General features: G+C 37.2%; 14 protein-coding genes. 5 read left to right on the top strand and 9 right to left on the bottom strand.

The genetic code is table 11. The annotated features are described in order from the left end of the window. Nucleotides 1-5: 5 nt before the first annotated feature. The 8 genes from rplB to IGI37_RS01640 form a co-directional block, all read right to left on the bottom strand. Entirely contained in the window at nucleotides 6-836 is an 831-nt protein-coding gene (gene rplB, locus IGI37_RS01675) for a 50S ribosomal protein L2 (RefSeq protein WP_438759676.1), read from the bottom strand. 40 nt (nucleotides 837-876) lie between these two features. Next, nucleotides 877-1,164, bottom strand: coding sequence for a 50S ribosomal protein L23 (locus IGI37_RS01670; RefSeq protein WP_438759675.1), 288 nt, complete (start codon nucleotides 1,162-1,164; stop codon nucleotides 877-879). After that, on the bottom strand, nucleotides 1,164-1,787 hold the full coding sequence (gene rplD, locus IGI37_RS01665; protein WP_438759674.1) for a 50S ribosomal protein L4: 624 nt from the start codon (nucleotides 1,785-1,787) through the stop codon (nucleotides 1,164-1,166). The genes IGI37_RS01670 and rplD overlap by 1 nt, the downstream gene beginning before the upstream one ends. Nucleotides 1,788-1,814: 27 nt before the next feature. Beyond that, complete coding sequence (gene rplC / locus IGI37_RS01660; protein ID WP_438759673.1) at nucleotides 1,815-2,444, bottom strand: 50S ribosomal protein L3; 630 nt, start codon at nucleotides 2,442-2,444, stop codon at nucleotides 1,815-1,817. Between the two features lie 28 nt (nucleotides 2,445-2,472). Beyond that, nucleotides 2,473-2,781, bottom strand: coding sequence for a 30S ribosomal protein S10 (gene rpsJ, locus IGI37_RS01655; RefSeq protein ID WP_005880808.1), 309 nt, complete (start codon nucleotides 2,779-2,781; stop codon nucleotides 2,473-2,475). A 527-nt stretch (nucleotides 2,782-3,308) separates the two neighbouring features. Then, complete coding sequence (locus IGI37_RS01650) at nucleotides 3,309-3,533, bottom strand: hypothetical protein (protein WP_438759672.1); 225 nt, start codon at nucleotides 3,531-3,533, stop codon at nucleotides 3,309-3,311. A 106-nt stretch (nucleotides 3,534-3,639) separates the two neighbouring features. Continuing rightward, entirely contained in the window at nucleotides 3,640-4,362 is a 723-nt protein-coding gene (locus tag IGI37_RS01645; RefSeq protein WP_438759671.1) for a LytR/AlgR family response regulator transcription factor, read from the bottom strand. Continuing rightward, complete coding sequence (locus IGI37_RS01640; protein ID WP_438759670.1) at nucleotides 4,363-5,442, bottom strand: sensor histidine kinase; 1,080 nt, start codon at nucleotides 5,440-5,442, stop codon at nucleotides 4,363-4,365. A gap of 336 nt (nucleotides 5,443-5,778) precedes the next feature. Between IGI37_RS01640 and IGI37_RS01635 the strand changes: the two genes are divergently transcribed. The 5 genes from IGI37_RS01635 to IGI37_RS01615 all read left to right on the top strand — a co-directional run bounded on the left by IGI37_RS01635 (nucleotide 5,779) and on the right by IGI37_RS01615 (nucleotide 9,010). Next, nucleotides 5,779-6,165, top strand: a complete 387-nt coding sequence (locus IGI37_RS01635; protein WP_438759669.1) for a hypothetical protein — start codon at nucleotides 5,779-5,781, stop codon at nucleotides 6,163-6,165. 75 nt (nucleotides 6,166-6,240) lie between these two features. Further along, the gene (locus tag IGI37_RS01630; protein WP_438759668.1) at nucleotides 6,241-7,053 is read left to right on the top strand and encodes a hypothetical protein; all 813 of its coding nucleotides are present in this window, start codon (nucleotides 6,241-6,243) and stop codon (nucleotides 7,051-7,053) included. Beyond that, nucleotides 7,050-7,814 (top strand): hypothetical protein, encoded by a 765-nt coding sequence (locus IGI37_RS01625; protein ID WP_438759667.1) that lies wholly within the window; start codon nucleotides 7,050-7,052, stop codon nucleotides 7,812-7,814. Before IGI37_RS01630 ends, IGI37_RS01625 begins: the two co-directional genes overlap by 4 nt. Further along, nucleotides 7,807-8,433, top strand: a complete 627-nt coding sequence (locus tag IGI37_RS01620; RefSeq protein WP_438759666.1) for an ABC transporter ATP-binding protein — start codon at nucleotides 7,807-7,809, stop codon at nucleotides 8,431-8,433. The genes IGI37_RS01625 and IGI37_RS01620 overlap by 8 nt, the downstream gene beginning before the upstream one ends. Then, nucleotides 8,423-9,010 carry a hypothetical protein gene (locus tag IGI37_RS01615; protein ID WP_438759665.1) on the top strand — a complete coding sequence of 196 codons (588 nt, stop codon included), beginning with the start codon at nucleotides 8,423-8,425 and terminating at the stop codon, nucleotides 9,008-9,010. The genes IGI37_RS01620 and IGI37_RS01615 overlap by 11 nt, the downstream gene beginning before the upstream one ends. Nucleotides 9,011-9,943: 933 nt before the next feature. Here IGI37_RS01615 and rpoC read toward each other — a convergent pair. Beyond that, nucleotides 9,944-13,591 (bottom strand): DNA-directed RNA polymerase subunit beta', encoded by a 3,648-nt coding sequence (gene rpoC / locus IGI37_RS01610; protein ID WP_438759663.1) that lies wholly within the window; start codon nucleotides 13,589-13,591, stop codon nucleotides 9,944-9,946. Nucleotides 13,592-13,603 lie beyond the last annotated feature (12 nt).

The raw sequence follows: 13,603 nt of genomic DNA, 5'->3' as shown, positions 1-13,603 counted from the left end.
TTCTATTATTTAGTTCTGCGACGAACAATAAGTTTGTCTGATTTAGCTTTTTTGTTACGTGTTTTGAAGCCAATAGCTGGTTGACCCCAAGGTGATACTGGTGATGGGCGTCCGATTGGAGCTTTACCTTCACCACCACCGTGTGGGTGATCGTTAGGGTTCATTACGCTACCACGTACTGTTGGGCGTTTACGCATCCAACGAGAACGACCGGCTTTACCAATGTTGATTAATTCGTGTTGTTCGTTACCAACTGAACCAATTGTTGCACGGCAAGTTGCTAAGATCATACGAACTTCGCCAGAGTTTAAGCGGATTAATACGTATTTACCTTCTTTACCAAGTACTTGAGCACTTGTTCCAGCTGAACGAATTAATTGTCCACCTTTACCAGGTTTCATTTCAATGTTGTGGATAACAGTACCAACTGGAATATTTTCCAATGGTAATGCGTTTCCTACTTTAATATCTGCATCTGGGCCAGAAACTAGGCGCATGCCCACTTCTAATCCTTTAGGTGCAATGATGTATGCTTTAATTCCATCCTCGTAATGAACTAACGCAATGTTAGCTGAACGGTTTGGATCATACTCGATAGTTTTAACCAATGCTGGTACATTGTCTTTATTACGTTTAAAGTCAATGACACGGTACTGGCGCTTGTGACCGCCACCTTGATGACGAACAGTGATTCGACCGTTGTTGTTACGACCGGCATTGTTTTTCATCGGCTGTAACAATGTTTTTTCTGGTGTTGAAGTTGTGATCTCAGCGAAATCAGAACTTGTCATGTTACGACGGCCGTTTGTGGTAGGTTTGTACTTTTTAATCGCCACGTCTTATTCCCTCCTACTTAATTGTTTCTTTTAGAAATGCTTATTCAGCATCAAAAATTTCGATTCCTTTAGAATCTTCAGTTAATGTCACAACTGCTTTGCGACGTTTTTTTGTATATCCTGCATATTTACCCATGCGTTTAAATTTAGGACGCACGTTGATGATGTTCACGTTTTTAACTTTTACGTCAAATGCTGCTTCAACAGCTTGTTTAACTAAAGTTTTGTTTGCACGAGTGTCCACTTCGAAAGTAAATTTCTTTTCATCCATAGCAAGCATAGATTTTTCAGTGATCACAGGGCGTTTGATTACGTCTAGTAAGTTCATTATGCAAGCACCTCCTCAATTTGAGTAAGAGCAGTTTGTGTTGCTAACACTTTGTCATTAGATACAACGTCTAGAACACTTACATTGTCAGCAGTAACAACTGAAACTTTCTCAAGATTACGTGCAGATAAAGCTGCAAAATCATTTTCTGTTTCAATTACTACTAACACCTTAGAGTCAATAGATAAGTTAGCAAGAACTTGTTTGAATTCTTTTGTTTTCGGTGCGTCGAAGCTTAATGCATCAACAGCTACCAATTTGTTTGAAGCAACTTTTTCTGATAAAACAGATTTCATTGCTAAACGACGAACTTTTTTAGGAAGTTTGTAGCTGTAAGAACGTGGTGTTGGTCCGAAGACAACTCCACCTCCACGCCATTGTGGCGAGCGGATTGATCCTTGACGAGCACGACCAGTTCCTTTTTGACGCCATGGTTTACGACCACCGCCACGAACTGCACTACGGTTTTTAACTGCGTGCGTTCCTTGTCTTAATGAAGCTCGTTGCATGATGATTGCATCAAAAACAACATTTTCATTAGGTTCGATTCCGAAGATTTCTTCGTTTAAAGTGATTTCACCGTTTTGGGTTCCATCTTGTTTGAATAATGCTACATTCGGCATTCCTTAGTTCCTCCTTTCCCGTACTAATTATTTAGCTTTCACAGCTGATTTAATAGTGATTAAAGATTTTTTCGCTCCAGGAACATTTCCTTTAATAAGGATAACGTTTCTTTCAGCATCAACGCGAACGATTTCCAAGTTTTGGATTGTTACGCGGTTGCCACCCATACGGCCAGCAAGTTTTTTATTTTTAAATACACGGTTAGGTGCAACTGGACCCATTGACCCAGGACGACGATGGTAACGAGAACCGTGAGCCATTGGTCCGCGGCTTTGGCCGTGACGTTTGATAACCCCTTGGAATCCTTTACCTTTTGTAGTACCTGTAACATCAATAATGTCACCTGCTTGGAAAACATCAACAGTGATTTCTTTTCCTACTTCGTATTCTCCTAGCTCAACATTTTTGAATTCTCTAATGAAGCGCTTAGGAGCCGTGTTTGCTTTTGAAACATGACCTTTCGCAGGTTTGTTTGATAAAACTTCACGCATATCTTGGTAACCAACTTGAATAGCTTCGTAGCCGTCCGTTTCCATTGTTTTCACTTGTAAAACTACGTTTGGCGTAGCTTCAACAACTGTAACTGGGATTAGTTCGCCAGATTCAGTGAAGATTTGTGTCATTCCCACTTTTTTCCCTAAGATTCCTTTGGTCATGAGTACACCTCCAACTTAATTTTTTTGATTATAGTTTGATTTCAATGTTCACACCAGATGGTAAGTCAAGCTTCATTAAAGCATCAACTGTTTTTGGTGTTGGGTTCACAATGTCAATCAGACGTTTGTGAGTACGCATTTCGAATTGTTCGCGTGAATCTTTGTATTTATGAGTCGCACGAATAACAGTGTAAAGACTACGTTCTGTTGGTAATGGAATTGGACCAGACACGCTAGCTCCAGTTCTTTTTGCAGTTTCTACAATTTTATCCGCTGATTGGTCTAAAATACGGTGTTCATACGCTTTTAAACGGATACGAATTTTTTGTTTTGCCATCTTATTCCCTCCTTCGCCTATTTTGAAAAGTAGACATAGCTCCACGAAAATTTTCCGTCACGCTCGTTCGTGGCAAAGCGTCCGGGCGTGTCGCAACCTCTCGTTTCTTAGCCGGCAGGTTTCTTTCGAGCCCCACCAGTGTCTGTTCGTTCACACAAACAGCACCTTTATGATTATATTACAGAAAAACCTAGATAGCAAGCCTTTTTCTTGAAAAAATGAATTTATTTTCATAACGATATTTCCGATAATTCCAAATAAATCTTTATTTTTTTCTTTCCCTTCTCTGACTGGATATTTATTTTAAAAAAAAGGATTTTCTTCTACCAATTAGTTTTCCTATTACTATAGTAGGAAACTTTCTTATTTTAGATAAAATTGACAGACTTGATCAGGCTAACGCCCTCTAGAAATGTGTGGCTATCCCCTAATAGCTTTCTTGTATTATGAAAAACTAAAGGGAAGCGATATTTCATCGCCCCCCTTAGTTTCTTGAGTCACTGCTGCAGACTAAAAAACAGTCATCCTCATCTATAATATCCATCATACCCTGACTTTGTTTTTTCCACTCGATACCTAGTACGTCCATTATATTTTTTTGGTGGGTATTTTTTAAACGAATATCTAAACCCACTCCCAGCAAAAAAAGTCCCTTCATTTTGCTTTTCTATAACCGTTTGCTCTTGTGCAATCCCTACATGACTTCCCAGCACGATGATTCCTAATAATACACCTATCATCTTCTTTTTCATTTTATTACGCTCCTTTACATTTTCCTTCTTTCAAATAGAAGCGTACCATTTATCTAGCATCTATGACCAAAAAAATCCTAAACGATTGAAATCGCGTCATTACCGTTTAATTTATGAGCTTCCGTCCTCTTACTGAGACAAAACAAGTTGCTCCGTTTTCCATCATGACTTCTCTTTTTTTTAGGTCAAAGGAGTGAATGTTCTCCTTATTAACCAAAAAGGATTTATGAATCCGAATGAACGCGTCTGACAAATTTTCTAATTCCTTTAACGAGCCATGCAAATCAATCGTACTGTTCCTTAAATGCAGGGTAAGCTTACGTGGCACGTGCGTTGTTTCAAAAAACATAATGTCTTCTAGCGAAAATACTCTAATTTGATTATTAATTTTGATTTTCACTCTCTTTGCTTCTACTCTGTCTTCCTTCGTATAATACTCATTCGCTAGTTGTAAACACTCCTGAACACGTTTTCTTAATAAAGTAATGTCCTCTTTATCAATGTAATCCATCGCTTCGACTTTGTATGTAAATACTAACCCCTGAAGCTCACTATGCGTCGTGATAAAAATGATTTTTGCATCTACGTCTTTTTTTCGTATCTCTACGCCTAATTGAATGCCGTCTATTGCTTGCTGCAAATCAACATCTAAAAAATAAATTCCTCGTGTATTTTCATTTTTCTCTAGATATTGCAGTACTTCATAAGGATTACTCGTCGCCAAAGTCATCTCCATCTGATACTCTTCAATCATAATATTGTCCTTAACCAGCTCGACGATTCGTTCTCTTTGCGCCTCATCATCTTCACAAACAAATACTGACAGCATTTAGCATCCTCCTTTTTGAATCGTGAGCTTTTGCACGAAAAATTGTTCTGTAACGATTGTTTCTAATGATACATTTGGCTCTTTTTTATTTAGCTTGTTTAAATTAGATAGACCTAGCCCACGCCCTTCTCCCTTTGTAGAAAAGCCTTCTCTAGTTAAAATAGCCAGTTTTTCAATATTTTTTCTGACAGAATTTTCGACAACAAACAAGTAGGTTTGCCCCACATCTAATAAACCAATCCGAATCTTTCCATCTGGTAAGCTACTAACTTCTTCGATGCTATTGTCCAAAATAATCCCTAGCATTCGAACCAATACAATTGAATCGGCAGACATCCTGTTAGAAATTTTGTCAGGTACTTCTAATTTGGCAAGTATTCCTTTTTCTTTTGCTAACGTTAATTTCACTGCTAAAATACTTTTAATTTCCTCAGATTCAATATTTTGGAGCTGCTGAAAATACGTATTCGATTGTTGTATGTAGGTTTGTGTTGGCAAAATCGTTTGCTTGAAATACCTCTCTACCCTATCTAAATCCTTCGTTTTTATAAAATAATCTAATGAAGAAAGAATATTAACATAATCATGCTTAAACTTCCTCAGCTCTTCATACTGCCCCTTAACTTCATCTGAATAAGCTGACATATACTCTTTTTCAATTTTTTGTCGTTCTACTTCTACTTTTAGTGCTTGTTTCTCCGTGATTTCCTTCACCGAAAAATAGATAAGTATCGTAAATAATAAAAGAACAATAAAAATAATGATAAAAAAGTCTGAAGAGTACTCTGTTAGATAGGCCACAAGCCATTCTATCTGAACACCTAGAAAAACAATTATCAAAAGTAGCAGAGTTTTTTTTTCTTGTTTTTTTCTTAAAATGTAGGGAAGCAAATAGTTAGTAACACCCCAACTAACGATAAAAATAATAGCGTAACTTCCTAACTTAATAAACATATACGGAGTGAAGCCACCTTCTTCAAATGATGGAATTAATGAATATAATGGTCTTAACGCTACAATTACAGCTGATTGTATCGAAAAAGGAAAAAGAATTAGTAATAAGATTTTCTGTACCGCCATCTCTCTTCTTAGATTCAGTAAAATTAGAAATACAAGAAGAAAAATTTCACCCAAAAAATTATAGTGATAAGCAACCACTCCTACTATACCTACAGTTGCCAAAAAATATAGAAACTTTCTTTTAGTGGTGAATAAATTTCTATCTATAATTAAGTAAGAAAAGAGAATGCCAATTATATGACTCATACTCATATATATACTTAACAACACTTATTTCACATCCTTTCCGCATTTTTTTACGTTAATGACTGATTTTCAACCGTTTATGACAAAAATGGTTAAAATAACTGTTTATATTGTATTATACATTCATCAAAAGAAAAAAGAGTGTTTTACATGAAAAAGCAAAAAAAATTATTATTAACAGGAGCGTTACTTTTTAGTATCATCGCGGTCAGCAGTGTACCTACAGAAGCCAGAAACGTTGGAGATTTGTCAAAATTCAGAGTCACAAAAAATGGGAATGACACATCAGCTCTGAGAAAGTTAAACGATTCAAATACTATAATTAATTTGCAAAATACAGTTGGGGGCAAACAAGTCAGGGTCCGCACTAGAGTTGGACAAAAAGATGTTGGTGGAACAACACTATGGACTGGAACTAGAAAATCTTATTCAGACAAATCCGCTCCTTATCAATATCCATTTTTGAGAATCAGTAAAGCAAACAAGGATCAATCTAATTTTACAGTATACGGTTCATGGAGCCCTGATTCTTATTAATATTTTTATGAAGAAGCAAAGGAACCTCCCTTTGCTTCTTTTCTAAAAAAATTAATTCAAAAAAAGGAGCTTCTTATGTACAAAAAAAGAATCATCTCAAATAAAATCCTACTCATAACAATCATCGGTATTCCTTTATTAGTCTATGGAGCCTATCTTCTTTATGAAGTCATTCCTACCTGGGATATTTTTATGGGAGAATCAACCTATAGTTCTGCAAAAAATTATAGTTTAAAAGAACAGATGATTATATTCGTTTTAGAATGGAATGCAATCAATTTACAAACCTCATTTTTAGCAGTCGCCTATCCTATCTTCATTCTCTTAAATACCTTACGATTCAAAGAAGACTTACATTCATACTTTGTTTTCGGCAGAAATCGATTTAAAAATTATTATCGGGCGCTCGTTCATTCAATGCTTGGCTACGCCTTTATTAGTGCATTAAGTTTTACTTTGGGGCATATTTTAATTTACGTTACCTTCAATCAAATTACACCGTTGACTACTGATCTCTCTTTAGAGTCAACCTCGTACATATTTAATCATCTTTTACCTTCTGATTTCTTTGAAGGACGCCCTATGTACTACTTTATAACAACTGCAATTATTAACGATTTACCAATTATTTTCTCTTATAGTCTTTTATTTTGTGTCATCACATTATTTACTAAGGACAATCTTTATCTATTTGTATTAGTTCCACTAGGGATTTCACTCGTAACTTTTCAATTAAGCGGCACATTTAATCTAGCTTGGTTGAATTTATATACTCCTTTCACAGGTTATTACAGTAAAATAACTGATATTTGGACCTATACGATTTATCCACTAGGCTGCTCAGTATTAGGTTTACTCTACTTTTATAGACGGAGAATAATCATATGAAAATAAAAATGATCAAACAAACACTTGGATTCATTATCATCTACTCACTATTTATCTACCTATTTCTCTCTCAGACGAGTGACACCTTTGAAACACTTACCTATAATCATGGACTAACAGGTAACCAATGGGATCTTCTACAACTAATTTTAGGCTACTATACGCCCAAAAGCGAACAAGGGATTTCTTATCTAGAATTAAAGGATATAAAACAATTGATCATGCCTATTTGCATTCAATTGTTGGGCATTCTTTATTCGGTTCGATTCTTGCAGATTCCTTTATCTTTTCACACATTTTTAAAAACGCGCATACAAAATAACAAAGAATACTTTCTATTCTTCTTAAAAAAAAGCATCCTTTATGCGGTTATTTTTGTTTGTTTACTAGGTTTTTCTTTAATCACCACGCTACATCTTTCACCATTAGATCTAACTCACAGCAGCTTTAACTATCAAAGTGGCTCTATCTATTGGACATTAGTTAGCTATCTTATCAATTTGTTACTCATGATTCTCACTTTTAACTTTTTCATTTTCCACGGCTACATCAAAAACAAAAGCGTATTAAGCCTCAGTTTTAGTTTTCTATTTTTGATTTTACTAAATATCGCTGATCGAGTTATCCCCCAAGTCAACCTTGTTCTATTTGATAAAACAAACCATTTTATGGATAGTTGTCTATTCTGGGGCCTATTACTGATTTGTTCATATTTATTATCCAATAAACAAAATTTATATCAGGAGGAATATAATGATTGAGATAAAAGATCTATCAATTACTCTAAATACGAGTCACTTGTTAAAGGACGTCAATTTAACATTTGAAACGGGAAGATGTTATGGCTTAATCGGTCGAAATGGCGCTGGTAAATCGTTATTATTTAAAACACTGATTGGTCTTATGCCCTTACAAGGAGGTAACATCACGATAGATGGACAACCACTAACCAAGGGACATTTCTTAAAAGATGCGGGAATTATCATTGAGAATCCACAATTCATTAGCAACCTTACCGGCTTTGAAAATTTAAAGCTCCTAGCTGAAATTCAGAAGACGATTGACTATGAAAGAATTAAGGACATACTATTGATGGTCGGCTTAAGTCCCGAACTTCCCCAAAAGTATAAAAACTATAGTTTAGGAATGAAACAGCGACTTCGTATTGCTCAAGCGATTATGGAAGATCCAAAGTATTACATATTAGACGAACCCTTCAACGGCTTAGATGAACAGGGCGTTAAAGAAATTCATGAGATTATCAAGCAATTAAAACAAAAAGATAAAATTATCCTGTTAACTAGTCATGATGAGCGAGATATCGACAGTCTTTGTGACAAAGTCTTTAAAATTGAAGGAGGAACCATCCATGAAATCTAAACTAATGATAACCAGTCTACTAATTATCTGTTCACTATCTGGCTGTGGCATAAAAAAAACAATCAACGAAGCACATGAAGTTGTTCAAAAAGAAAATACTGAAAATGCTGTAAATCAAGAACCGTTCGCTGATGAGGACCCAAGTAACGCCGAGAGTCTACCAATAGATAGCAATGCGTATATCAAACAACAGCAAAATGCTGATACCGTAGACTATTCCAAAACGGTTGTGGGCGATTTCATCGAGCACGAGATTCGCCACGCAAAAGAACATGTGATTGAGAGCTTTTCAACTGCCGCTGACAGTGTCCACCCTACTGCTTATAGTATAGAAGTCTCTAACCAATCCAAAAAAACAAATAACAAACTTTCGAATAAAGATTTAGCGATTAATCTATTTAGTAATTTTTTACAAGAAGCACAAGTCATCGACAAACCATTAGATATGATTATTGATTTAGATGTCACAGACTACAATCAATATCCTTTAACAGATACCCATACGCTTGTTGTATCTCCTCAGCCTGATACGGACGGGTTTATTCTACAGTTAGGAATTAGTTTTTCAACAGATTAGTTTTCTTGTTATGTATGTTCTAGGGAATGGAGTGATCTCAATCACTTACTACAAAGTATTACTAACCACCTTTTATACTGCATTGGGGATATTGTTATACAGCGAACCACTCCCCCTTGATAGTCATTCTTTACTACGGAAAACTATTCTGTTTATCAGTTTGGTACTTACTTTCTATTTAGCTTCTTTGGTATTTGATAAGAGTATTTCATTACCGTTTTTCCTTTCAAGTAGCATCATTATAATTATCGGACTCATTCTCATGGAAGTAACTCTCCATAGTTCACGCTATCCTGATTGGCTATCCCAATTGGAGCTATCATTGGGAACTTATATTTTTCTAGGTGCACTCGGTCTATTTAGTTTCCTTAAGCTCAACAAATAATAGTTATTTGTCTCCATATGTGAAAAATAGACGCTTACTAACAAAAAATTCCAGATACTTTCATAAGTATTATCTTTACCGAACGAGTTTCAATCATTTATGAAAGAAATACTTAACTCAAGTTTCGCACACCAAATTAGGTAGATATCCCTTGATATAACAAGGTAGATTATTAAACCAATGCTGAACTTGTAATGAAAATAGTTTTGTGAATGAGGGACTCAATGTTTGAGTTAATTCCTCTAAAAGGCTCACCAAAGAAGATAAAGCAACTGCCCAATCAAGTTCTTTCATCTCGTCGCACAACTCAGAATAATATGACAAATAAAGACAATCGTGGTGTGGCAAATAAGCCCATTAAAATTACAGGCTTGAGTTTCTTCAGTAAGTGCCTAATAACTAGGTACTTACTAAAGCTTGGGTTATTTGGCATGTAGGTACCATTTTATTGGGCACTTACCAAAAGACATCGTGTTTTGCACGATGACTTTTTCTATCTGCACAAAAAAACTAGAGCCCGCGAATCTTCGGCTCTAGTTTTTTTGTTCTTATTTGTTATTTAGCGCATCTTCTGCAGCCATTTGTGCTTCAATATCAGAAATGCTATATACATTCTCACTTGCAACACTTGCTTCTTTTGGTTCCATGTTACGGTAACGAGCCATACCCGTACCTGCTGGGATGATTTTCCCAATAATAACATTTTCTTTCAATCCTAGAAGCGGATCTTTCTTCCCACGAATCGCCGCATCAGTTAAGACACGTGTCGTTTCTTGGAAGGAAGCAGCTGACAAGAAGCTGTTTGTTTCTAATGAAGCTTTTGTGATACCTAGTAAGACAGGGCGTGATGTAGCAGGTACACCACCGGCAACTAATGTATCGTAGTTACGGTCTTTAAATTCTGCAATATCCAATAAAGTTCCTGGTAAGATATCTGTATCACCTGGATCCATTACGCGGACTTTGCGCAACATTTGACGAACCATTACTTCGATATGTTTATCGCCAATTTCTACCCCTTGCATACGGTAAACACGTTGGACCTCACGTAATAGGTAGTTTTCAACTGATAAAACATCACGAACTTGCAACAATTGTTTTGGTTCGATTGATCCTTCAGTTAATGGTGCACCACGATGGATGTAATCACCTTCAGCTACTTTCATACGCGCTGTATAAGGAACTGTATACGTACGTGTATCAGTTTTCCCTTTAATAGTTACTTCTTTAACACGTGTTGCAGCTTCTTCAGAAATATCGATAACTTCACCGGTTACCTCTGTAATAACTGCTTGCCCTTTCGGATTACGTGCTTCAAAAATTTCTTGGACACGAGGAAGACCTTGAGTGATATCATCCCCGGCAACCCCACCGGTATGGAACGTACGCATGGTTAACTGAGTCCCAGGCTCCCCGATTGATTGAGCGGCAATTGTTCCTACTGCTTCTCCAACCTCAACATCGGAACCCGTAGCCAAGTTACGGCCATAACAATGTTTACATACACCGTGTTTCGTATTACATGTGAAGACAGAACGAATGGTCACTGTTTCAACGCCCGCATCAACGATTTGACGCGCCACATCTTCAGAAATTAATTGGTCAGAGCCAATAATTACTTCTTTCGATTCTGGATGACGGACTGTTTTACGAGTATAACGGCCAATCAAACGTTCTTCTAATGATTCAATAATTTCATTGCCTTCACGAATTGCTTGGATTTCTAAACCGCGGTCTGTGCCACAATCGTCTTCACGAATGATAACATCTTGCGCTACGTCAACTAAACGACGAGTCAAGTAACCTGAATCGGCTGTCTTCAAGGCGGTATCGGTCATCCCTTTACGAGCTCCGTGAGTAGAGATAAACATTTCTAAGACAGATAACCCTTCACGGAAGTTAGAGATGATTGGCAATTCCATGATTTGACCATTCGGAGCGGCCATCAGTCCACGCATCCCAGCAAGCTGAGTAAAGTTGGAGATGTTACCACGGGCTCCAGAATCAGACATCATGAAGATTGGATTTTTTGCATCCAAACTTTCCATTAAACGTTGTTGAATATCATCTTTAGCTGCATTCCAAACGCCGATTACACGCTCATAACGTTCTTCGTCCGTAATCAATCCACGACGGAATTGTTTCGTGATCGTTTCGACTTGTTTATGGGCTGCATCAATGATTTCTTGTTTCTCATGAAGAACCATGATATCAGCAATCCCAACAGTAATCCCGGCCGTTGTTGAATGTTTGTAACCTAGATCCTTCATACGGTCAAGCATCTTAGAGGTTTCAGTGATTTTGAAACGTTTGAAGACTTCCGCAATGATATTTCCTAGATTTTTCTTCTTAAACGGTAAGATCAATTCTTGTTCTTTGATTGCTTTAGGGATATCTACCCCTGCTTCAACAAAGTATTTATCAGGTGTTTGAACTGTTAAGTTAAAGTCAGTTGGTTCATTTAAATAAGGGAATTCAGGTGGCATGATTTCATTAAAGATAATCTTACCGACTGTTGTAATCATCATGCGTTCTTTTTGCCATTCAGTAAATGGTTTATCACCTAATGCATTAGGTGCAACCGCAATACGTGAGTGTAAATGAACGTAGCCATTACGCCATGCAATTACCGCTTCATTCATGTCACGGAAGATCATACCTTCGCCTTCACGACCGTCTTCTTCCATCGTTAAATAATAGTTCCCTAAGACCATATCCTGAGATGGCGTAACAACTGGTTTTCCATCTTTTGGATTCAAAATATTTTGGGCAGCTAACATCAGCATACGTGCTTCTGCTTGTGCTTCTTCATTTAATGGTACGTGAACCGCCATTTGGTCACCATCGAAATCGGCATTATAGGCTTCACATACAAGTGGATGCAAACGAATCGCGCGACCTTCAACTAGAACAGGCTCAAATGCTTGGATTCCTAATCTATGCAAAGTAGGTGCTCGGTTCAATAGAACTGGATGTTCGCGAATAACGTCTTCTAAAACATCCCACACTTCATCCTCTTGACGCTCAATTTTGCGTTTCGCGTTTTTGATATTTGAAGCAAGCTCGCGTTGAACAAGTTCGCGCATCACAAATGGTTTAAATAATTCAATCGCCATTTCTTTTGGTAAGCCACATTGGTACATTTGTAAATTAGGCCCTACGACGATAACCGAACGACCAGAATAATCGACACGTTTCCCTAGTAAGTTTTGACGGAAACGACCTTGTTTCCCTTTTAGCATGTGTGATAAAGATTTTAACGGACGGTTACCAGGTCCTGTTACAGGACGGCCACGACGACCATTATCAATCAACGCATCCACCGCTTCTTGAAGCATCCGTTTTTCATTTTGAACAATGATGTTTGGTGCATTCAAGTCTAATAGACGTTTCAAACGGTTATTACGGTTAATCACACGACGGTACAAGTCATTTAAGTCACTTGTCGCAAAACGACCACCTTCTAATTGAACCATTGGACGTAAATCTGGTGGAATTACAGGAATAACATCCATGACCATCCAGCTAGGTTCATTGCCAGAAGCGCGGAACGCTTCTAAAATGTCTAAACGACGAATAGCACGTGTCCGTTTTTGCCCTTGTGCTGATTTTAATTCTTCTTTTAATGTTACAACTTCGCCATCTAAATCAACATTGTCTAACAATTGTTTGATTGCTTCGGCACCCATTGCAGCATGGAATTCTTGACCATATTGGTCGCGTTTTTCGCGATACTCACGTTCAGTTAATAATTGTTTTTTCTCTAAACTAGTATCACCTGGTTCAATAACTACATATGAAGCAAAATAAATGATTTCTTCTAATGCACGAGGACTCATGTCTAAAACAAGACCCATACGAGAAGGAATTCCTTTAAAATACCAGATATGAGAAACAGGCGCTGCTAACTCAATGTGGCCCATACGTTCACGACGAACTTTTGAACGTGTGACTTCAACACCACAACGGTCACAAACGATTCCTTTATAACGAATACGTTTATACTTTCCGCAGGCACATTCCCAGTCTTTTGTTGGACCAAAAATACGTTCACAGAACAACCCTTCGCGTTCAGGTTTTAAGGTACGATAATTAATCGTCTCAGGTTTTTTTACTTCACCATAAGACCAGCTTCTGATTTTTTCGGGAGAAGCCAAACCTATTTGCATACTCTCGAATTTATTTACATCGATCAAACGGGGTTCCCT

The organism is Enterococcus sp. AZ194 (assembly GCF_051713825.1).
Taxonomy (GTDB): Bacteria; Bacillota; Bacilli; order Lactobacillales; family Enterococcaceae; genus Enterococcus_K.
Note: the sequence above shows the minus strand (reverse complement) of the source record. Positions and strands in the feature narration are given on the sequence as shown.